The following is a 20,775-nucleotide window of genomic DNA, read 5'->3' on the forward strand; positions in this document are numbered from 1 at the left end:
GCGCCGGGGAAAGGGGGCGGCGCCGGGGCGATGGGGACCATTGGTCCCGATCGTGGTCCCGGGCGGCCCTCTGCCCGGGGCGCTGCCGGTGTCAGCGTGAGGGGTGTCCCTCATCGGCTTCTCGGTTGGGAGGAACCGTGGAAAGCACATTCCGTACCCCGGACACAAGCACGGTGGTCGTAGGCGTGGACGGCTCGGATACGGCCCGTGCTGCCGCCATGTGGGCAGCGGGGGAGGCCGTGCGCCGCGACCGCCCCCTGCACATCGTCTACGGGGCCGACACCGACGGCAGGGCCCTGTACCTGTCGGCGGAGACCGTCGAACGGGTCCACGTAAACGGCCGACAACTCCTGGACGACACGGCGAAGGCCGTGACGGACGAGTACCCCGGGCTGCGCGTGAGTACGGAGTTCAGCCGCGCGGACGCCGCCGGCAGCCTGAACCGGGCCGGCGCCCTGCACGGCACGGTCGTGGTGGGCAACCGTGGTCTGGGCGGCTTCAACTCCCTGATGCTCGGTTCCGTCGGCCTGGACGTCGCGGCTGCCGCCATGACCCCCGTCATCGTCGTCCGAGGCGTCGACGGGGCAGAGGCGACCGGCACCGTCCTCGCAGCCGTGCGCGACGAGCACGACCTCCTCATCGCGCGGTATGCCGCCCGCGAAGCCGAGCTGCACAAGGCCTCTCTCCGGCTGCTCCACGTGTGGAACGTGCTCCAGTCCGTCGGCGAGGTGGTGAGCATGCTCGACGGCGTGGACGAGATCGCGGGCGGCCACGAAGAGGTTCTCCGGGCCGTCACGGACGCGGTCCGCGACGAGTTCCCCGATCTTGAACTGCGGGCCGACGCCGAGAAGAGCGTCTCCGTGGCCGGTGTCCTGGTCGAGGCGTCCCGTCACGCCGACCTGCTCGTCATGGGAGGCCGCCGTGTCCCCGGTGCTCTCGGGTTCGGCCGCAACCTGGGCAGGGCCACGCACAGCACGCTTCACCACGCGCACTGCCCCGTCCTCCTCATCCCGCGTACCGGCAGCGACTTCGGGGACCGGTCATGACCGGTCTCCGGGATCGCGACATCGTCGTCGGAATCGATCCGGCCAGGGACTGGCACCTGCCCCTGGCCTGGGCCGCCGACGAGGCGCAGCGTCGTCGGCTCCCCCTGCGTCTGGTGCTCGCGGTGCCGCCCCGGCACGACACTCGGCACGTGGACGGCACCCCCGGTCAGATGGCTCTGCGACGGGCGGGAGCCGACAGGCTGGAACAAACCTGCGACTGGGTGCGCGACCGGCACCCCGAGGTGAACGTCACCGGCGACCTGCTGGGAGGCTTCCCCGCCCCCTCCCTGTGCGGCGCGGCGAAGGAAGCCCGCTTGATCGTGCTCGGCTCCCGGCGCCTGAGCCGCACCGCGGAGTTCTTCAGTGCCGGATCCATCGTGGTCCCCGTGAGCGCCCAGGCCCGCTGTCCCGTCGTAGTCGTGGGCGACGCGGAGCACATCAGCCAGCAGCCGCCGTACGTCGTCGCGGGCATCGACGGCAGCGCGTCCGCCACGGCCGCGGTGGCGTTCGCCTTCGACGAAGCCGATCTGCGCGGGGCCGCGCTTCGGGTCGTCTGCGTGTGGCAGCGGCCGGTGATCATGCTGGACGGCGAGGAGGTGGCTCTGCGCGCCCAGCGCAGCCTGCTGTCCGAGACCACCGCCGGCCTTTCGGACAAGTACCCCGACGTGCACGTCACCCACGAGGTCCTGACCGGCCACCCCGTCGAGGAGCTGGCGCGTGCGGCCGAGCACGCCCTGGCCGTCATCGTGGGCCGACGCGGCCGCGGCGGATACACGGGCATGCGGCTCGGTTCCGTCGTCCACGGCCTCCTGCACAGGGCGCACTGCCCGGTGATCACCGTACCGACGGAATGAAGGCCGCCGTGAGCTGTCCCACGGCCCCCGCGGGCCGGCCGGGCGTAGCTCCGGGCCTACGGGCCCGGCTGTGCGCCGCGCGAAACCTCTTCCTCCGCCTCCGTGGCAGCTTCCGCTCTCCATGCGATGGCGCCCTGCACGTTCCCGCGCCGCAGTCGCTGCCGGCACCGAGCCCGTCGGCCGGTCCGGCACAGGGCTCGCCCTGGCGGCATTCCTCGCCGCCCGTCCCACGCGGAGCGCATTCCACAGACCGTATGCAGCAGTAGCACCCTGCCGGGAGGGAATTCCGCTCCTGCCGGGACTGCGGTGAAAGAGGTGGTCCTCCACCGTTCCTGTCGGCCGGAGGTATGGCACGGGCGCAGACGGCCGGCCCGGCCAAGGCGGCGTGCCACGGCTGCGGCTGGACGAGTTGCTCGATGAGCTCCAGGTGCGCATGGACGAGGTCCGGGGCACCCGGGACCGGCTGAACGGCCTCCTCGAGGCCGTCAGGCCTGGCCGAAGGCGGCCGACGCAGCGGCCTGCGCAATCTCGCGGAGCGCGCCGACGAGCTCGGCGGCAGCGTGAAGGTCGGCACACGGGTGGCAGGTGAGTCGGGAACCCGCCTCGAGTGGTGGGTGCCGCTCGCCCGGCCCTTGGACTGAGCGCCACCGTCGACCGAGCCATGTGCCCGGGCGGCGGTGAAGGGCCTTCTGGTTCCAGTCCGCCTTCGGTCTCGGCCCGTGTCCGGATCAGCGGAACCGCGGATCCTGGGGGCCACGTCGCCTTGCGGCGATCGGGGCCCTCGCCCTCCGGCGGACGTGCTCGGCGCCGCCGTCGGAGATCTCGTCAGACCGCGTGCTGATGGCGCCCCCGCCGCAGATCCGGGACAGTGGACCTCGGGAGGGCCGAGCGGACCCGCACGAAGGGACCGCATGGCCCTGTGCGGGGCCGGCCCGGCTCGGGCAGCATGACGAGCAGAGGCCGATGTGCAGTCCTGATGCGAGGTGATCCGACATGGCATCCACGACATGGACCACCACGGGCGTATTCACCGGACCCGGCGGGGTGTTGACGGGTGAGGCGGGAACCCTCACGGGGGAACTGACCGTGCGCACCACGTGGGAGCCGGAGCAGGCGCACGTAGCCGTGCAGTACGTGGGCGCGTCCGAGTGGTGCACCCTGACGGGCAGTCCCGTGCCCTGCCCGACGCCCGAAGTCGGCCGCGCGGTGCACCAGTGCGCGGTCGAAGCCGTGCGTACCGGGGGAGCGGTCCCCTTCGCCCCCTGGCCGGCCATCTCCATGCTCTAGCTGCGGGGATGCCCGGTCGGCGTGCGCGAGGCGAGCAGGTCAGTGCTTCGGGGATGCCCCCTCACCTGCGTGCCCTTGGTCGTGGACCTGTGCGGCAATGACGGCTGCCTGGACCCGCCGCTCGACCCCCAGTTTGCCCAACAGTCGGGAAATGTGGTTCTTGACGGTCTTCTCCGACAGGTAGAGCCGTTTGGCGATCTGGCGGTTGGTGAGGCCTTCACCGATCAGTTCGAGGACGGCACGCTCCCGCTCGGAGAGGGCGGCCAGGCGGGTGTCCTCGGGCACCCTGCCCTCGGGGTCGCGCAGCGAGTGCATCAGGCGGGCGGTCGTGGCCGGGTCGAGCATGGACTGCCCGGTGGCGACCGTTCGTACGGCGGACACCAGGTCGGACCCCTTGATCTGCTTCAGCACGTACCCGGCGGCCCCCGCCATGATCGCGTCCAGCAGGGCGTCCTCATCGTCGAACGACGTCAGCATCAGGCAGGCCAGGTCCGGCATCCGGGAGCGCAGCTCGCGGCAGACAGCGATTCCGTCACCGTCGGGCAGCCGTACGTCGAGGACGGCGACGTCCGGGCGGAGCGCCGGCCCGCGGGCCAGGGCCTGCTCGGCGGTGCCAGCCTCGCCCACCACGGTGATGTCCGCCTCGGCATCGAGCAGGTCCCGCAACCCGCGCCGGACCACCTCGTGATCGTCGAGGAGGAACACCTTGGTGGGGGCCTCTGCGGAGGCGCTCGGTACGTCGGACATGTTCGCCGCCTGGTCCGGATGACGCTACGCATGCTTCCACCCGGATTGTCTCAGGACGGGGTCGTAAGCACCCGCTCAGCCGGCGACGCTCCGGGCCGACCCCGGCCGGCAGGTGCGGGCGCGTCGACGACCGTCGTTGCCGCAGGGCGGGTCCACTCAGGGGTCGAGACGGCCCCGTCGAGCTCCATCCGGACGTCGACGACCCCCTCGACGGCGCGGATCGCCCGGGCCGGGTGCGGGACCAGAGCCCGGTCCCGCACCGGTCCCCGGAGGGTGACGACGGCGTCCTGCACGGAGAAGTCCAGGGCCACTCCCGGCGCGAGCTCGCCAGGGCGTCGCTGTTGCCCCCACGGCGCGGGCGGGCCGCCCGCCCGCACGTGCTCAGTGCGGCCAGGACCAGTCCGCGACCTCCGGCAGGTCGGTGCCGTGCTTGCGGATCCAGTCGTGGTGGCGAATCCGCTGGTCGGCCATGGCTTGGCGCAGCCCGTCGGCGCGGCCCGCGAGGCCGGGTACGCGGTCGACGACGTCCATGACGAGCCGGTACCGGTCCATGTCGTTGCGCACGACCATGTCGAAGGGGGTCGTCGTCGTACCGGACTCCTTGTACCCGCGCACATGCAGGTTCGGGTGGCCGGTACGGCGGTAGGCGAGACGGTGGATCAGCCACGGATAGCCGTGGTACGCGAAGATCACCGGCCGGTCGGTGGTGAAGAGCGCGTCGTACTCGGCGTTCGTCATGCCGTGCGGGTGTTCCTCGTGGGGCATGAGCCGGGCGATGTCGACGACGTTGACGACGCGGACGACCAGCGAGGGCAGGTGCTCGCGCAGGAGGGCCGCGGCGGCCAGCACCTCCATGGTGGGCACGTCGCCGGCGCAGGCGAGTACGACGTCCGGTTCGCGCGATCCTCGGTCGGTTCCCGCCCACTCCCAGGCGCCGGCGCCCCGCGTCACGTGCCTGCGGGCCTCGTCGAGCGGCAGCCAGTCGAAGCAGGGCTGCTTGCCGGCGACGATGACGTTGACCTGGTCGCGGCTGCGCAGGGCGTGATCGGCCACGGCGAGGAGGGTGTTGGCGTCCGGCGGCAGGTAGACCCGTACGACCTCGGGGCTCTTGTTGAGGACGTGGTCGACGAAGCCGGGGTCCTGGTGGGAGAAGCCGTTGTTGTCCTGGCGCCAGACGTGCGAGGTGAGCAGGTAGTTGAGGGAGGCGATCGGCGCCCGCCAGGACAGCTCTCGCGAGGTCTTCAGCCACTTGATGTGCTGTCCGACCATGGAGTCGACGATGTGCGCGAAGGCTTCGTACGTGGAGAAGAGGCCGTGGCGGCCGGTGAGGAGGTAGCCCTCCAGCCAGCCCTGGCAGACGTGTTCGGACAGGATCTCCATGACCCGGCCGTCGCGCGACAGGTTCCGGTCCGTGGCCTCCGTGATGCCCTGCCAGGCCTTGCCGGTGGCCTCGAACAGGTCGTCCAGCCGGTTGGAGGCGGTCTCGTCCGGTCCGACGACCCTGAAGTCCCTCCGCCCGGCCGTGTACCGCATGATCTGCGCGAGGAAGTGCCCCAGGACGCGGGTCGGTTCGTGGAGGGTGCGGCCCGGCTTGTCGACGGGGACGGCGTGCGCGTCGAGCGCGGGCAGCGGGAGGGGCCGCAACAGCCGGCCGCCGTTCGCGTGCGGTACGGCGCCGAGGCGGTGCTCGCCTTCCGGGACACAGGACAGGACCTGCGCCGTCGGTCGGCCGTCGGCGTCGAAGAGCTCCTCCGGCCGGTACGAGCGCAGCCAGTCCTCCAGTTGCCTCAGGTGCTCGGGATTCTCGCGCACCCCGGCGAGCGGGACCTGATGGGCCCGCCAGGTGCCCTCGACGGGGTCGCCGTCGACCGTCGCCGGGCCGGTCCACCCCTTGGGCGTGCGCAGGACGATCATCGGCCAGCGCGGGTACTCGCGTCCCGGATCGGTACCCGCCTCGCGGGCCTCCCGCTGGATGAGGGCGATGCGGTCCAGGGCGTGGTCCATCGCACGCGCCATGGCCTGGTGCACCAGGGCAGGGTCGCTGCCCGTGACGTAGAGGGGATCATGCCCGTAGCCGCGCAGCAGGGCGTCGAGCTCGTCCTCGGGGATCCGGGACAGGACCGTCGGGTTGGCGATCTTGTAGCCGTTGAGGTGAAGGATCGGCAGGACGGCGCCGTCGTGAACGGGATCGAGGAACTTGTTCGAGTGCCAGGACGCCGCCAGCGGCCCCGTCTCCGCCTCGCCGTCGCCGATGACACAGGCGACCAGCAGCCCGGGGTGGTCGAAGGCGGCTCCGTAGGCGTGGGCGAGGGCGTATCCGAGCTCGCCGCCCTCGTGGATGGAGCCCGGTGTCTCGGGCGCCACGTGGCTCGGTACGCCGCCGGGGAAGGAGAACTGCCGGAACAGCGTGCCCATGCCCGCAGCGTCCCGCGTGATGCCGGGGTAGGTCTCCGTGTACGTGCCCTCCAGCCAGGAGTTGGCGAGGACGGCGGGTCCGCCATGGCCCGGACCCCAGACGCACAGGGCGTCGAGGGATCGCTCCTTGATCACGTGGTTCAGGTGGGTGTGCACGAGATTGAGGCCGGGCGATGTGCCCCAGTGGCCGAGAAGCCGGGGCTTGATGTGCTCCGGGCGTAGAGGCTCGGTCAGGAGCGGGTTGTCCATGAGGTAGATCTGGCCGACTGCCAGGTAGTTGGCGGCGCGCCAGTGGGCGTCGAGCTCCGAGATGGGGTATGCGGTCATGTCCGCTCCTCCGTGCGGCGGTCCGGAACGTTCGTCGACTGAGCCGATGCCGACACTCTGCACTCGCCCGGCTTCCGTCCGCGAGGGGAGGACCGGCCCTCGGGGAGGGACTGTCGGCCCCTGTGCGGCACGGAACCTCGCGGCGAAAGTGGATTCAGCGGCGCCGGCACCCCCGGCCGGTGCCGCTCCCCCTGCCGGCCGACCCCGATGCCCTGGCATCAGTACGGAGGACAGACCTGTGAAGCGCACCCTCGTCGTCGGAGTGGACGGATCCCCGGAAAGCCGGGCCGCGGCCGACTGGGCCGCCCGCGAAGCCGTCCGGCGCGACCTGCCCCTGCACGTGGTGCACGCGTGGCTGTGGCAGCCGCTCGCACTCCCGCTCGTCCAGGACCGCGAGACCGAAGCCCGGCGCGCCGAGGACATCCTGAGGGAAGCCGAGGGAGAGCTCACCCACCGGTACCCGGGGCTCATCGTCACCGCCGAAGTCCTCTCCGACGCGGCGGTGCCGGCTCTGCTGCACGCCGCCAAGGGAGCGGAGGTGCTCGTTCTCGGTACCCGTGGACACAGTGCCCTGGTGGGCTTCCTGCTCGGCTCCTACGGTCAGCAGGTGATCGCCGCCGCCGAGTGCCCCGTGGTCTCCGTGCGCTCCGCCCACGGCAGGCCGGTGGCCGTGCCGGAGGAGGGCGAGGTCGTCGTAGGCCAGCAGGGCGGCGCGGAGGAGTCCGCCGAGGTGCTGCGCATGGCATTCGAGGCGGCCGCAGCACGCAAGGTCCCGCTCCGTGCCGTCCGCGCCTGGAGCTTGCCCCCGGTCTACGGGTACAGCCCCGGATCGATGTGGATCGCCGACCAGTTCGGCGGGCTGGAACCGTACGAGAAGGCCGCGCTGGAGCAGGCGCTGGAGCCGTGGCGGCTCAGGTACCCCGAGGTGGACGTCGTCGAGCACGTGGAGCGGGGCAGCGCCGGCCACGTACTGCTGACCGCATCGTCGGACGCGCAGCTCCTCGTCGTCGGCCGAAAGGTGCGCGAGTCGTCGGTGGGGACGCGCATCGGATCCGTGGCCCATGCGGTCCTGCACCACTCGGCCTGCCCGGTCGCGGTGGTCCCGCACTCCTGACCCGGGCCGGGGGAGCGGGAGGGAGCGGGGTGCGCGACTGTACGGCGCACCCCGCCCCCTCCCACCCGCCGCCACATCCTCTATTCGGCGGCCGGGACCGGGTGCCGGCTCGGAGGGGTCAGCGCGTGACTGGCGATGACAGCGGCCTGGACACGACGCTCCACACCCAGCTTGATGAACAGCCGCGAGATGATGTTCTTCACCGTCTTCTCCGCGAGGTACATCCGCTTGCCGATCTCCCGGTTGGTGAGCCCCTCGCTGACCATGACGAGGATTTCCTTCTCCCGGTCGGTGAACCCCGGCAGGCCGGGGACCTGCTCCTCCTTGGGTACGTCGCCGCGCATCCGGGCCATGAGCCGGGTCGTGGCGCCCGGGTCCAGCATGGATTGACCTGACGCCACGGTACGGACGGCAGTGACCAGGTCCGTGCCGGAGATCTGCTTCAGCACGTATCCGGAGGCCCCCGCCATCACGGCGTCCAGCAGTGCCTCCTCGTCGTCGAACGACGTGAGCATCAGGCAGGCCAGCTCGGGCATCCGCGAGCGCAACTCACGGCACACGCTCACCCCGTCGCCGTCCTGGAGCCGGACGTCCAGCACCGCCACCTGGGGGCGCAGCGCGGGAATGCGGATCAGTGCCTGTTCCGCCGTGCCCGCCTCACCGATCACGGTCAGGTCGGGCTCGGCGTCCAGCAGGTCGTGCACCCCGCGGCGCACGACTTCGTGATCGTCGAGCAGGAAGACCGTGATCGGCGTCTTCGCAGGGGTGAGGGCACCGCTGTCGGTCATGACGCAACTCCTTCGCCGGGTTCGTCCTGGGCGCACGGACATCGGCATCCTGCCTCCCGGAGGGGCCGAACGGACAGGGCCGATCGGCCTTCATCGGTCCGTACTCGGCTCGGCCGGGGCCCGGTCGGCGCTCGAAAGAGGGACCTTCGGCCCTGTCCGGAGGGCCTGCCGGACCTTCCCCGGTGCACCCGGCAGCGGATGAACTGAAGCCGCACGGGGAACGGCGCGACTCGACGGAGCCGCAGGCAGCGCGGAGGATCCCATGACGACCGCCTTGATCGATCTGGAGACCATGGCACTTGATGACCGCGGTCTGGAAGTCACCTTGTCCGGGGAGCTCGACCTCTACACGGCAGAGCGAGTAGAGCCGCGCCTCAACGAACTCGCACGAGCCGGCCACCGGAACCTGATTCTGGACCTGTGTGGCCTCTCCTTCTGCGACAGCGCCGGAATCGACCTCTTCATCCGGCTGAATCGCCGCTGCCGTGCGTCGGGAACGCGGCTCCTCCTCTGCGATGTGCCGCCCCCGGTGGTCAAGTCCATGCGGGTGCTCGGTGCCGATCGAGACCTGCGGCTCGTCGTCAGGTGATCGCGGCGTCGTCCGAATCCGGACCTCGGATGCGGACCGTTCGGCCCTGGTTCCCTCCCCGGATCGCGAGGGAGGCTGGTGAATCGAAGGCCGTAAGAACCGATTTGGCACTCGACGAAGGTGCGCATCATGGACCAGGACGGCACACTGCACGCCGACGGCCATGTGCGTGATGGGACGACTGCCCGGCGCATGCGGGAGCTGGACAGGGCCGAGGCCCTCCGGCTGGTGGCGACGGTGTCCCTGGGGCGCATCGTCTTCACGCAGCACGCATTGCCCGCCGTCCGCCCGGTCAACCACCTCGTCGAGGACGGCGACATCATCATCCGGATCCACGACGACGGTGCGCTCGCCTCCCTCGTGGCACCCACCGACGTTCCCGGTGTGGTGGTCGCCTACGAAGCGGATGCCATAGACCCCGACACGCATCTCGGGTGGAGCGTGGTCGTCACCGGCTACGCGAGCCTTGTGGTCGATGCCGACGAGGTGGACCGCTATGCGGAACTCCTGCGCCCCTGGGTGGCCCACCCCATGGCCGGCGCTCTGCGGATCCGCCCCGATCTCGTCACCGGATTCTGGCTGGATGCGGAGGGGGCGCGGCCCGCGTCGGCCGCTCGGGGCCGGTCGTGACGGTGGCGTCAGCTGGCGGTGGGCAGCGGCGCCCGCCAGACGAGCCTGCTGCCTCCTTCATCGGGAGCGTCGACGGTAAAGGTCCCGCCCAGGCCCTCGGCCCGTTCGGCGAGGTTGCGCAGGCCGCTCCTGCGTCCCTGCGCCGGAATGCCCCTGCCGTTGTCCGAGACGGTCAGCGTGATCTCGCCCGGTCCGGCCTTGAGGATCACGCCGACCCGGGTCGACTGCGCGTGTCGCGCCGCGTTGCTCAGGAGCTCGCCGAGCACCGCCATGACGTGGTCGGCGATCTGCGGCGGGACGTCCGTGTCGAGCAGTCCCTCCATGCTCAGACGTGGCGGATGGCCGAGGGCGGAGGCCGCGTCGCCGACGGCGCGGGCAGCGCGAGCCCGCAGGCCCGGGCCGCTCTCCCGGTCCTTCGTGCGGAGCCCGAAGATCGTCGACCGGATGATCTTGATGGTCTCGTCCAGATCTTCGACCGCGCGACCGACCCGCTCCGCAGCACCCTCGTGCTCGACGAGGCGAGCGGCACTCTGCAGGGTCATACCGGTGGCGAAGAGCCGCTGGATGGCGAGATCGTGCAGGTCCCGCGCGATCCGGTCACGTTCCTCCAACAGCGCGATCTGCTCGGCGTCCCGTCGCCGCTCCCCCAGCTCCAGGGCCAGCGCCGCCTGACCCGCGAAGGCGACCAGTGGCTCCAGTTCCCCTTCGCCGAACGCCGGCTCTCCCACCGGGCGCGCGAGCAGCAGAACACCCCTGCTCTCTCCGGCAGCGGTGCCCAGCGGCACCGCCACAGCAGGGCCCAGCCCGTCCTGGACCTGGACATCGGCCGGATACCGGTCATCGTCGGAGGCGTGCGGGGAAGCAACGGACCGGCCGGTCCGGTGTGCGGCTCCCGAGAGCGTCCCCGCGAACGGGACGACGAGCCCCTGCCGGGCTTCGCTGTCCGCGCCGACCGCGAACTCGACGACCAGGCCCTCGGCTCCGGCCACCGGCATGGCGATGTCCGCGAGGCGTGCCGCGGTGATCTCCTGCGCGCGGCGGGCGATGAGCTCCAGCACGGCCGGGCGCGAACTGCCGGACAGCAGGCTCTCGGTGATCTCCGCGTTCGCCCTGAGCCACCGCTGCTGGCGCTGCGAGCTCTCGTAGAGTCGCGCGTTGTCGATCGCCACGCCCGCCGCCACGGAGAGCGTGGAGATCACCGTCTCGTCCTCGGTGTCGAAATCGATCCCGCCGCGCTTGTCGGTGAGATAGAGGTTGCCGAACACCTCGTCGCGGACCCGGATCGGCACGCCCAGGAACGTGCGCATGGGCGGGTGATGAGCCGGAAAACCGTAGGACGAGGAGTGCGCTCCGAGATCGGTGAGGCGCAGGGGCTCCGGGTGGTGGATGACCTCCCCGAGCAGGCCGTGACCGGCCGGCAGGGGACCGATCGCCGCGATCTCCTTGTCGGTGAGCCCCACGGTCAGGAACTGCGAGAGCGTGCAGCCGTCGGGACCGATGACGCCCAGCGCGCCGTACTCGGCGTCGACCAGCAGCGCGGCCGCCTCCACGATCCGCCGGAGCACCTGCGCGAGATCCAGCTCCCGCCCGACCGACACGACTGCCTCCAACAAGCTGTGCACCCGGTCGCGGGTGCCGCGCACCGCGTCGATGCGCACCTGGAGCTCGTCCAGCAGTTCGTCCAGCCGCATCCGCGGCACCTGAGTCAACGGATCCCCCACACTCACGCGCTTCCCCTCCGCCTGCCCGTCCCATCCGGGCCCGTCCCATCCGGGTCAGCGTAGCGACACGCCCCGGCCCGGGGGGACATCGTTGCGCGCCGATGCGGGCCGTGACTGACTTGATCGCAACACCGGACGACGACGAGGAGGGGACGACCATGGGCCTGAAGAAGACGGTCTACGAGAGTGAGCTGCTACGGCTCCAGACGGAGTTGGCCAAGCTTCAGGAATGGGTGCGGACGGAGGGTGCCAGGCTCGTCGTCGTCTTCGAGGGCCGCGACGCAGCCGGCAAGGGAGGCACGATCAAGCGCGTCGCGGAACACCTCAACCCCCGTGTGGCGCGCATCGCGGCCCTGCCCACGCCGACGGAGCGTGAGCGCACCCAGTGGTACTTCCAGCGCTACGTCGAGCACCTGCCCGCCGCCGGCGAGATCGTGCTGTTCGACCGCAGCTGGTACAACCGTGCCGGAGTCGAGCACGTCATGGGCTTCTGCACACCTGCGGAACACCGGCTCTTCCTGCGCCAGTGCCCGGTCTTCGAGCACATGCTGGTGGAGGACGGGGTCCTGCTCCGCAAGTACTGGTTCTCGGTCAGCGACGCCGTGCAGGAGGAGCGGTTCCGCGCCCGGGCGGAGGACCCGCTGCGGCGCTGGAAGCTCTCCCCGATGGACCTGGAGTCCCTCACGCGCTGGGAGGCGTACTCCCGGGCCAAGGACGAGATGCTCGTCCACACCGACACGGCGGACGCCCCGTGGTACGTGGTCGAGAGCGACGACAAGCGCAGCGCGAGGCTCAACATGATCGCCCACCTGCTGTCCTCGGTCCCCTACGAGTCCGTGGCCCTGCCCATGCTGACCCTGCCACCCCGTCCCCCCTCCACGGGCTACCAGCGCCCGTCCAAAGAGCTTCAGAACGCCGTCCCCGACCACGCGGCCACGCTCGGAAAGGACTGAACCGCAGCAGAAGCCGCCGCGGAGTTGCCGAGTGCACCGTCAGGAGCGAGATGTCCGCACGTGGAAGGCCGGCCCTGCTGCCGCCCGGTCTCCGGAGGTACCGCCGGTCGTGGCTCGGTCGGGACGCATTGGCCGGGATCACCGTTGCCGCATATCTGGTGCCGCAGGTCATGGCCTATGCGGGGGTAGCCGGGCTGCCACCGGTCGCGGGGCTCTGGGCCGTCCTGCCGGCCATGGTGCTCTACGCCTTGATCGGTTCCTCACGGTTGCTGTCGGTCGGCCCCGAGTCGACCACCGCGCTGATGACGGCCGTCGCCGTGGGGCCGCTCGCAGCAGGGGATCCGGGCCGGTACGCGGTGCTCGCAGCCGCCCTCGCCGTGGTCGTCGGCCTGGTGTCGCTGGCCGCCTGGGCCGTGCGCCTCGGGTTCCTCGCGGACCTGCTCTCACGGCCCGTGCTCGTCGGCTACCTCGCCGGTGTCGCACTGATCATGATCGTCGACCAGCTGCCCCGGCTCACCGGAGTACGAGCCGCTGGTTCGGGCTTCTTCCCACAGCTGTACGCCTTCGCCCTCAACGTCTCGCACGTTCACTGGCCGACCGTCGGCCTGGCCGCCGCCGTCCTCGTCCTGCTCCTGGTGGCACCGAGGTACTGGAGTCTGGTTCCGCGTCCACTGCTCGCCCTCGTCCTCGCCACAGCCCTGGTGGCCGCATTCGAGCTGGACGACCGGTACGGGATCGCCGTGATCGGATCCGTACCCTCCGGGCTGCCGGTGCCCGCGCTGCCGTCCCTCGGTGATCTACCGCAGTTGGTGGTCCCGGCGCTGGGTGTCCTTCTCGTGGGCTACTCGGACGTGATCCTCACCGCCCGGGCCTTCGCCGACCGGGGCGATCCGCTCCCGCTGGACCCCAACCGTGAGCTGCTCGCCCTGGGGGCGGCGAACCTGGGGGCGGGCTTCATGCACGGGTTCCCCGTCAGCAGCAGCGCCAGCCGCACCGCCCTGGCCCAGTCCGCTAAGGCACGGAGCCAGGCCTACTCCCTGTTCGCCGCACTCGCGGTACTGCTGGTCCTCCTCTTCCTCGGGCCCCTCCTGGCCCATACCCCGAGCGCCGTCCTCGGCGCCATCGTCGTCTACGCCGCCGTCCGCCTTGTCGAAGTGGGCGAGTTCCGGCGCCTCGCGGCCTTCCGCAGACGTGAACTGCTTCTGGCACTCGGGTGCCTTCTGGGCGTGTTGGCCCTCGGCATCCTGTACGGCGTCCTCATCGCCGTGGCCCTGTCCGTCGTCGAGTTGCTGGCCCGCGTGGCCCGCCCGCACGACGCCGTGGAAGGCATGGTGCCCGGGCTCGCCGGCATGCACGACGTGGACGACTACCCGACGGCGCGGACCGTTCCGGGGCTGGTGATCTACCGGTACGACTCGCCGCTGTTCTTCGCCAACGCGGAGGACTTCCGTCGTCGTGCCCTGGCAGCGGTCGACGAGCAGAGCTCTCCGGCCCGGTGGTTCGTCCTGAACACCGAGGCGAACGCGGAGGTGGACATCACGGCTCTGGACGCCGTGGACGCACTCCGTCAGGAACTCGAGCACCGGGGCATCGTCCTCGCCCTGGCCAGGGTCAAGCAGGAACTCCGCGAGGACCTGGACGCTTACGGTCTGACCGCCTCGGTGGGCGCCGATCGCATCTACCCGACCCTGCCCACGGCTCTGGAGGCCTATCGAGCGTGGAGCGGCGAGGCGGGAATCGAGGCGGAATGAGCCGGACCTGCCGTCCCCGAAAAGGGCCGTCCGGCCCCTGCCGGTGACTGGGCCGGGGAGTCCAGTGTGGGAGCAGAGGAGGCCGCGCACCATCTGGATGCGGCAGTCCTGGTACGTGATCGGTGCCCCGGGCCGAGGGGTATCGCCGACGAGGCTGGTGGCAGGCATGGGCTCGTACGTGTACGACTTCACCGAGGGCGGCCGGGACATGGCCGACCTTCTCGGGGGCAAGGGCGCGAACCTCGCGGAGATGGCCCGCATGGGCCTGCCCGTACCGCCGGGCTTCACCATCACCACCGAGGCCTGCCGCGTCTTCCTGGCCACCGGAGAGCCGCCGGAGGACTTGGACCGCCAGGTCGGCGAGCACCTGGCGGCGCTCGAGAGGGTTGCCGGCAAGCGGCTGGGGCAGGTGGACGACCCGCTGCTGGTGTCCGTCCGGTCGGGCGCGAGGTTCTCGATGCCGGGCATGATGGAGACCATCCTGGACATCGGCCTGAACGATCTGTCGGTGCTGGGACTGGCCAAGGTGCCCGAGCGGGAGCGGTTCGCCTGGGATTCCTACCGCCGCCTCGTGCAGATGTTCGGAAGCACTGTCATGGGCGTCGACGGTTCACTGTTCGAAGACGTGCTCCGGCGTGTCAAGGCCCAGCACCGCGTCGTGGACGACTCCCGGCTGGACGCCTGCGACCTCATCCGAGTCGTCGAAACCTTCAAGGACCTCATCCTCGAACGGAGCGGCCGGGCGTTTCCGCAGGATCCGGCGGAGCAGCTGCGGCAGTCGATCCTCGCCGTCTTCACGTCGTGGAACGGCGAGCGCGCGCGCCTCCACCGGCACCGCGAGCACATCCCGGACGACCTCGGTGCAGCGGTGAACATCCAGTGCATGGTCTTCGGGAACCTCGGGGCCGATTCGGGCAGCGGCGTCGCCTTCACCCGCGACCCGGCCACGGGGCGCCCCGGCCTCTACGGCGACTACCTGCCCGACGCCCAGGGCGAGGAGGTCGTCTCGGGCGTCCGCAACACCGTGCCGCTGCAAGAGCTGGCCAGCCTCGACCCGGCCTCGTTCGACCGCCTGCGCGGCTACATGGAACAGCTTGAAGCGCACTACCGCGACCTGTGCGACATCGAGTTCACGATCGAGCGAGGCACCCTGTGGGTGCTCGAGACCCGCATCGGCTTTCCCGCACGCCGTGCCGCTCCGGCCGGGGCGGCACGGCTCGCCGTAGGCGGTTCTCCTCGCACTTGAGGACCTTGACCGTCACCGACGTGCTGCTGTCGAGGGGCGTGCTGGTGCCCGGGGACTGGAAGCAGACGCACCAGCCGCTCTGATCGGCGGCGGTGCGGCCCTGCGAACTCAAGTCCTGAACAGAGCCGGAAAAAAACAGGCATGGGGCAGTTTCCTTCGGAAGGTCGTGCTTCGATGCCATGCGAGTCGGTCCGTCCCCATCTGGTCGAGTTCGTTGGGATCGCCGCATGTAGACCTTGACTCCGCGTCAGGGTTCTCGTTCGGTTGCTGCCGTCGGAGACCGGGGCATCCCGGTCGGGATCGTACGGAATGGGACCGGTTCGGCACCGGGAGTGACACCGACGGCGACTCCAACGCTGAAGGGCATGAGTCGCCATCCCGGCCGCGACCACGACCCTGCCCCCGACGTCCCGTCTCCCGATCTCCAGAGGCCACCGCGCATGCACCCACCAATCGGCAACCCGGATCACGACACGATGGAGCTCTTCCTCGGTGATGCGGGTGCACCCGGTACGGCGCCGGAGCCGCCGGCCCCGGTGTTCGTGGACACGTCGGGGCGCAGACAGCGCCGGGTGCGCCGCTGGGGGTACCTGCTGGTGGTACCGGCCGCTGCCTACGTCGTCCTGCTCATCAGCACCCTGCTGGGCGGCCCCACCCTCCAGTCGCCGTTCCTCCCCTCCGCCCAGGCTCCGCACACCCCCGCGCCCGAGGGCCCGGGCCGCACTGCGAGCCCGTCCCCCCGCGGTACGGCGAGCGGCACTCCGCGCCCCACCCCGGCGGCTCCGCGCGGCGGTGCGCCCTCCCCGGCCGCCGCGACGAGCCCCACGACGCCCGCCGTCGGACCGAGCTCGACGAAGGCCGGCACCGGGCCGGCGAACCCCACTCCGTCGCCTGCCGGCGGGGGGCGGGGCCGCGGCACCGCACCGCCCGGCCAAGGCGGAGGCAAGCCCACCGGCCACCCCTGACCCGGGCACGCCGGGGGCGGTCCCCACCGCCGACATCGCATGGCCCCGCACCGCACCGCACCGCACCGCACTACGCAGCAGGCAGGAAGAACCCGTCCCTTGTCGAAGAACCGTCGCCGCCGCCCCCACGGCAGGCACAGCTCCGTACGCAACGTCCCCCTGCGCACCCACTGGCTGCTGCTGACCACCCTCGTGCTCACCCTCTCGGCGGCGCTGCTCCTGCAGGGCTACACCCAGCACCTGTTCGACTCCACCCCCGACGGGGCTCCCCGCGAGCGGGGTCCGGGAACCTCCGTCCCCGCGGGCATCAGTTCCGGCGGGCCGGTGATCGAGGGGGCGGCCGGCCGCACCGCCGCCCCGGCGGCCCGCACCCTCGCACTGACCTTCGACGACGGCCCCGACCCCGTCTGGACGCCGAAGATCCTCGACGTGCTGCGCCGCAACGACGTGCCCGCCACCTTCTTCACCGTCGGCACCCGCGTCGCCGAGAACCCCGGCCTCGCCCGCCGGATCGTTGACGAGGGCCACCAGATCGGCCTGCACAGCTTCACCCACACCGATCTCGGCACCGCGTCCGCCTGGCGGCGCTCACTGGAACTGCGCGAGACCCAGCTCGTCATCGCCGGCGCCACCGGCGTCACCACGCCGCTGCTGCGCCCGCCGTACTCGTCCACCAACAAGGCGCTCGGCGACGCCGACTGGAGCGCCGTCGTCCAAGCCGGGCAGGAGGGATACCTGACCGTCCTGACGACCTTGGACAGCCAGGACTGGCGACGCCCGGGCGTCGAGCAGATCGTCGCCGACGCCACCCCGAAGGACACCGCCGGACAGATCGTGCTGCTGCACGACGCGGGTGGGGACCGGACGCAGACGGTCGCCGCGCTCGAACAGCTCGTGCCGCGGCTGAAGGCGTCCGGCTGGAAGTTCGTCACCGTGGGCGACGCGGTCGCCCTGCCCGAAACGGTGCAGCCGGCCGGGACCGCGGACCGGTGGCACGGTCTCGCCCTCATCACCGCGATCCGCACCAGCGACTGGATCATCGAAGCCCTCTCGTGGCTGCTGTGGGCGGCGGGCGCGATCAGCCTGCTGCGTGCGGTCGCCGTCTTCGTCGCCGCCAGGCGGCACGTGCGGATGCGCCGCAGGCCCTGGGGCGCTCCGGTCACCGAACCCGTGAGCGTCATCGTCCCCGCCTACAACGAGAGCGCCGGCATCGAGGCCGCCGTCCGTTCCCTGGTGGCCTCCGACCACCAGGTCGAGGTCATCGTCGTCGACGACGGCTCCACGGACGGCACGGCCGACATCGTCGAGGCCCTCCGGCTGCCCGGCGTACGGGTCATCCGGCAGCAGAACGCCGGAAAGCCGGCCGCCCTCAACACGGGCATCGCCGCGGCCCACTGCAATCTGCTCGTCATGGTCGACGGCGACACCGTCTTCGAACCGGACGCCGTTCGCATGATCGTCCAGCCCTTCGCCCAGCGCCGCGTGGGCGCGGTCTCCGGCAACGCCAAGGTGGTCAACCGGGGTGGGCTGCTCGGACGCTGGCAGCACATCGAGTACGTCGTCGGCTTCAACCTCGACCGCCGCCTGTTCGACCTCGCCGAGTGCATGCCCACCGTTCCCGGTGCCGTCGGCGCGTTCCGCCGCGAGGCGCTGCTGCGGGTCGGCGGCGTCAGCGACACCACCCTCGCCGAGGACACGGATCTCACCATGGCCCTGTGCCGGGACGGCTGGCGCGTCGTCTACGAGGAGCGGGCCAAGGCCTGGACGGAAGCCCCCGCATCGCTCGGTGCCCTCTGGAAGCAGCGCTACCGGTGGTGCTACGGCACCCTCCAGGCCATGTGGAAGCACCGGGGCGCCCTCACCCAGCGGGGGCAGGCCGGAAAGCTCGGCCGACGCGGGCTGGGCTACCTGCTGATGTTCCAGGTCCTGCTGCCCCTGCTCGCACCCGTCGTGGACGTCTTCGCCGTCTACGGCCTGGTCTTCCTCGACCCCCTGCGCATCCTCGGCCTGTGGACGGCGTTCCTGCTCCTCCAGGTCCTGATGGGGCTGTACGCGTTCCGCCTGGACGGGGAACGGCCGGGTCCGTTGTGGAGCCTGCCCCTGCAACAGTTCGTCTACCGCCAGCTCATGTACCTGGTCGTGATCCAGTCCGTCTTCACCGCCGTCGCCGGGTCCCGCCTGCGCTGGCAGCGGATGGATCGCTACGGCAGCCTCCAGGTGCCCGTCACCCCGTCCGAGCCTCCGCCACCGGACCGCTTGTCCGCGCCCGAGGCCCCGCCGGCCCCGCTGGCCCCCGAGCCCTGGGACGCTCCCGCAGCCGCGCCGTACGGCGGCTACGACGCGGACCCCGCCTGGGCCTCCCACCCTCCTGCGCCGGTCCCGCACAGCACGCAGGACCACATCTGGCCCTCGCAGGGTCACCGCGACCTGTAGGCACCGGCTCCGAGGCGTTCGGGAGGGCGGCGGGCCGTGTCTGAGGGTTGGTGGTACGGCAGTGAGACGGCGGCCCCCGAGGGCGGGGCCGCGGTCAGCCGGTCCGGCGGTTGCCCTCGTCGTCGCAGGGCAGTTCAGAGGCCGGGTGGTTGGTCGTGAAGTCACGGGTCGCCTGTCGTTCGGCCTCGGTGATCGGGGGAGCGCACCGGATGCTGTGATCGTGGGTGGCGGGTTCACCGGTGTGACGGCCGCGCGCGAGCTGACGATGCGGGGGCGGAGCTCGGTGCTGGTCGAGTCACGTGACCCCTGCGCACGGGCCGCACCGCGCGGGTCCCAGAGGGCGCGTCACGGGCCGGGCTGCGTGCTGCCGGTCCCACCGGGACCGGCAGGCTGATCACGGCGTTGCCGACCTCGCTGGACCGCGTTGGCCAGGAGCCGGGCCGCCACGCCGAGGAGCAGCAGGTTCAGCGTGATCTGTCCCGTGGTCAGCAGCCGGGCGGGCTCACTGCGCGCGGTGATGTCCCCGAACCCGACCGTGCTGAACACGGTCATCGCGAAGTACAGCGCGTCGGTGCGCGACAGGGGTTCACTGAAACTGCCCGGCGCACTGTGTTCCAGCAGGAAGCAGGCCGTGGCGTACAGCAGGACGAACAGCGGCGCGGTGATCGCCACCGCTTCCATGGCCTTCAGCCCGGGCCACGGCGACAGCGTGATCCTCCGGATCTGCCAGGCCAGGAGCACCGCCACGGCCGCGATGCCACCGGTGAGCACGAGGACGGTGGTGGCCGTGAAGGCCGAGTCCATGGGCAGCAGGTAGTAGGCGGCCACGAGGAGGCTGACCGTCACCAACGAACGCACCGAGGCGAGCACTACCTGCCGGCGGTGACCGCCCGAGTTCCCGTTCACGATTCCACCCCGACCGCAGCGCACGCCCTGCCCTCAGCCTCCCCGGTGAAACGGGTGCCGCGCGGCAGGCGCACCAGGAGGCCACCGGCAATCACCGCCACGGGCGCACGGGGCAACCGCACGGGCGCACGGCGCCGCAAGCCGGGTCGGGGCGAGGTGCGTACGATCACGAGTACGGCACGCGCGGCCGCGTACCCCCGCGAGGAGTGGGTGAAGACCGCTTCCGGATCCGGCCACGAACCCGCCTCGACCAGCGGGTGGGACGCCCGCCTGTACTGGCGGTGGATCGGCTACGACACGCTCGCCTTCATCACCGTTCTGACCGTCGGGTTCCTGTTGATCCTGCTGGGCAACGACGTCCTCCACATGAACCTGGCCAGCCACAACGTGATCCTCGCGGTCCTGATCGCGACCCTGGGAGCCGCACTGTTCGGCGGAGTCCTGGGAGCACTGCAATGGCTGGTCGTCAAGGAGCGGGTCCCCGTCCCGCGCAAGGTGTGGATCACTTCCAACGTCGGTCCGGCACTGCTCGCATGGCTGCTGGTGATCACGCCCGCAGTGATCAGCGCACAGGATTCCCACGAGACGGTCTCGACGGCCTACCTGCTGGCCGCCGGCCAGAGCCTGGCCCTGGGGCCCCTGCTCGGGCTGTCGCGGTCACTGGTCCTGCGCAAGGTCACCACACGCTGGAAGTGGTGGATCGGAGTGAACCTCGCCTCCTGGCTCATCGTCGACGCCGTCATCTGCCTGCTCTCCCGATGGGCCGGCGACCTCAACGTCCTCACCGGCGACGGATCCCTGATCGAGGTCTACCTGACCCTGATCGCCACCACACCCCTGACGGGCAGGGCCCTGCTGTGGGTACTGGCCCCCACGGCCCTGACCACCGCCCGGCAGCCGCAGTCACCGTGACCCTCGCGCGCGAGGGTGAACTTGGCGCGCCTGGAGGTCCCTGTGACCACGATCCCGGCCGCCCGGTCCGAACACCCCGCGCCGACGCCGA

General features: G+C 71.2%; 18 protein-coding genes and 1 pseudogene. 13 read left to right on the forward strand and 6 right to left on the reverse strand.

What is annotated here, in order from left to right; translation table 11 throughout:
- Positions 1-137 precede the first annotated feature (137 nt).
- The 3 genes from OG332_RS43425 to OG332_RS43435 all read left to right on the forward strand — a co-directional run bounded on the left by OG332_RS43425 (position 138) and on the right by OG332_RS43435 (position 3,187).
- Positions 138-1,046, forward strand: a complete 909-nt coding sequence (locus OG332_RS43425; RefSeq protein ID WP_327418599.1) for a universal stress protein — start codon at positions 138-140, stop codon at positions 1,044-1,046.
- Positions 1,043-1,900, forward strand: a complete 858-nt coding sequence (locus OG332_RS43430; protein WP_327418600.1) for a universal stress protein — start codon at positions 1,043-1,045, stop codon at positions 1,898-1,900. Before OG332_RS43425 ends, OG332_RS43430 begins: the two co-directional genes overlap by 4 nt.
- A 993-nt stretch (positions 1,901-2,893) precedes the next feature.
- Positions 2,894-3,187, forward strand: a complete 294-nt coding sequence (locus OG332_RS43435) for a hypothetical protein (protein ID WP_327418601.1) — start codon at positions 2,894-2,896, stop codon at positions 3,185-3,187.
- 39 nt (positions 3,188-3,226) lie between these two features.
- On the opposite strand, the gene OG332_RS43440 is transcribed toward OG332_RS43435, so the two are convergent.
- The 3 genes from OG332_RS43440 to OG332_RS43450 all read right to left on the reverse strand — a co-directional run bounded on the left by OG332_RS43440 (position 3,227) and on the right by OG332_RS43450 (position 6,676).
- Positions 3,227-3,934, reverse strand: coding sequence for a response regulator transcription factor (locus OG332_RS43440; RefSeq protein WP_327418602.1), 708 nt, complete (start codon positions 3,932-3,934; stop codon positions 3,227-3,229).
- Positions 3,935-3,984: 50 nt separating this feature from the next.
- Positions 3,985-4,227 carry a hypothetical protein gene (locus tag OG332_RS43445; RefSeq protein WP_442816303.1) on the reverse strand — a complete coding sequence of 81 codons (243 nt, stop codon included), beginning with the start codon at positions 4,225-4,227 and terminating at the stop codon, positions 3,985-3,987.
- Between the two features lie 88 nt (positions 4,228-4,315).
- The gene (locus OG332_RS43450; protein ID WP_327418603.1) at positions 4,316-6,676 is read right to left on the reverse strand and encodes a phosphoketolase family protein; all 2,361 of its coding nucleotides are present in this window, start codon (positions 6,674-6,676) and stop codon (positions 4,316-4,318) included.
- Between the two features lie 238 nt (positions 6,677-6,914).
- Between OG332_RS43450 and OG332_RS43455 the strand changes: the two genes are divergently transcribed.
- Entirely contained in the window at positions 6,915-7,790 is an 876-nt protein-coding gene (locus OG332_RS43455) for a universal stress protein (protein ID WP_327418604.1), read from the forward strand.
- 80 nt (positions 7,791-7,870) lie between these two features.
- On the opposite strand, the gene OG332_RS43460 is transcribed toward OG332_RS43455, so the two are convergent.
- Entirely contained in the window at positions 7,871-8,578 is a 708-nt protein-coding gene (locus OG332_RS43460) for a response regulator transcription factor (protein ID WP_327418605.1), read from the reverse strand.
- Between the two features lie 262 nt (positions 8,579-8,840).
- Here OG332_RS43460 and OG332_RS43465 point away from each other — a divergent pair, with 262 nt between their 5' ends.
- Both OG332_RS43465 and OG332_RS43470 read left to right on the forward strand, forming a co-directional pair.
- Positions 8,841-9,167 carry an STAS domain-containing protein gene (locus tag OG332_RS43465; protein WP_327418606.1) on the forward strand — a complete coding sequence of 109 codons (327 nt, stop codon included), beginning with the start codon at positions 8,841-8,843 and terminating at the stop codon, positions 9,165-9,167.
- A 129-nt stretch (positions 9,168-9,296) separates the two neighbouring features.
- Positions 9,297-9,797, forward strand: a complete 501-nt coding sequence (locus OG332_RS43470; RefSeq protein ID WP_327418607.1) for a pyridoxamine 5'-phosphate oxidase family protein — start codon at positions 9,297-9,299, stop codon at positions 9,795-9,797.
- An 8-nt stretch (positions 9,798-9,805) separates the two neighbouring features.
- Here OG332_RS43470 and OG332_RS43475 read toward each other — a convergent pair whose 3' ends face one another.
- Entirely contained in the window at positions 9,806-11,488 is a 1,683-nt protein-coding gene (locus tag OG332_RS43475; RefSeq protein ID WP_327418608.1) for a sensor histidine kinase, read from the reverse strand.
- A gap of 188 nt (positions 11,489-11,676) precedes the next feature.
- Here OG332_RS43475 and ppk2 point away from each other — a divergent pair, with 188 nt between their 5' ends.
- The 6 genes and pseudogenes from ppk2 to OG332_RS48055 all read left to right on the forward strand — a co-directional run bounded on the left by ppk2 (position 11,677) and on the right by OG332_RS48055 (position 19,260).
- On the forward strand, positions 11,677-12,471 hold the full coding sequence (gene ppk2 / locus OG332_RS43480; RefSeq protein WP_327419550.1) for a polyphosphate kinase 2: 795 nt from the start codon (positions 11,677-11,679) through the stop codon (positions 12,469-12,471).
- Positions 12,472-12,521: 50 nt separating this feature from the next.
- Complete coding sequence (locus OG332_RS43485) at positions 12,522-14,222, forward strand: SulP family inorganic anion transporter (protein ID WP_327418609.1); 1,701 nt, start codon at positions 12,522-12,524, stop codon at positions 14,220-14,222.
- Between the two features lie 166 nt (positions 14,223-14,388).
- Positions 14,389-15,453: pseudogene (locus tag OG332_RS43490) on the forward strand (PEP/pyruvate-binding domain-containing protein); the annotation flags it as partial.
- Between the two features lie 455 nt (positions 15,454-15,908).
- Positions 15,909-16,433: a hypothetical protein gene (locus OG332_RS43495; protein ID WP_327418610.1), complete on the forward strand. Its 525-nt coding sequence runs from the start codon at positions 15,909-15,911 to the stop codon at positions 16,431-16,433.
- A 39-nt stretch (positions 16,434-16,472) separates the two neighbouring features.
- Positions 16,473-18,866 carry a bifunctional polysaccharide deacetylase/glycosyltransferase family 2 protein gene (locus OG332_RS43500; RefSeq protein ID WP_442816304.1) on the forward strand — a complete coding sequence of 798 codons (2,394 nt, stop codon included), beginning with the start codon at positions 16,473-16,475 and terminating at the stop codon, positions 18,864-18,866.
- Between the two features lie 220 nt (positions 18,867-19,086).
- A complete protein-coding gene (locus OG332_RS48055; protein ID WP_442816305.1) occupies positions 19,087-19,260 on the forward strand; it encodes an FAD-dependent oxidoreductase in 174 nt (57 codons plus the stop codon).
- Here OG332_RS48055 and OG332_RS43505 read toward each other — a convergent pair.
- Positions 19,212-19,772, reverse strand: coding sequence for a potassium channel family protein (locus tag OG332_RS43505; protein WP_327418612.1), 561 nt, complete (start codon positions 19,770-19,772; stop codon positions 19,212-19,214). The genes OG332_RS48055 and OG332_RS43505 overlap by 49 nt on opposite strands.
- Positions 19,773-19,928: 156 nt before the next feature.
- On the opposite strand from OG332_RS43505, the gene OG332_RS43510 reads away from it, so the two are divergent.
- Positions 19,929-20,684 carry a hypothetical protein gene (locus OG332_RS43510; protein ID WP_327418613.1) on the forward strand — a complete coding sequence of 252 codons (756 nt, stop codon included), beginning with the start codon at positions 19,929-19,931 and terminating at the stop codon, positions 20,682-20,684.
- The last annotated feature ends 91 nt before the right edge of the window (positions 20,685-20,775 follow it).

The sequence above is a fragment of the Streptomyces sp. NBC_01233 genome, assembly GCF_035989305.1.
Taxonomy (GTDB): domain Bacteria; phylum Actinomycetota; class Actinomycetes; order Streptomycetales; family Streptomycetaceae; genus Streptomyces.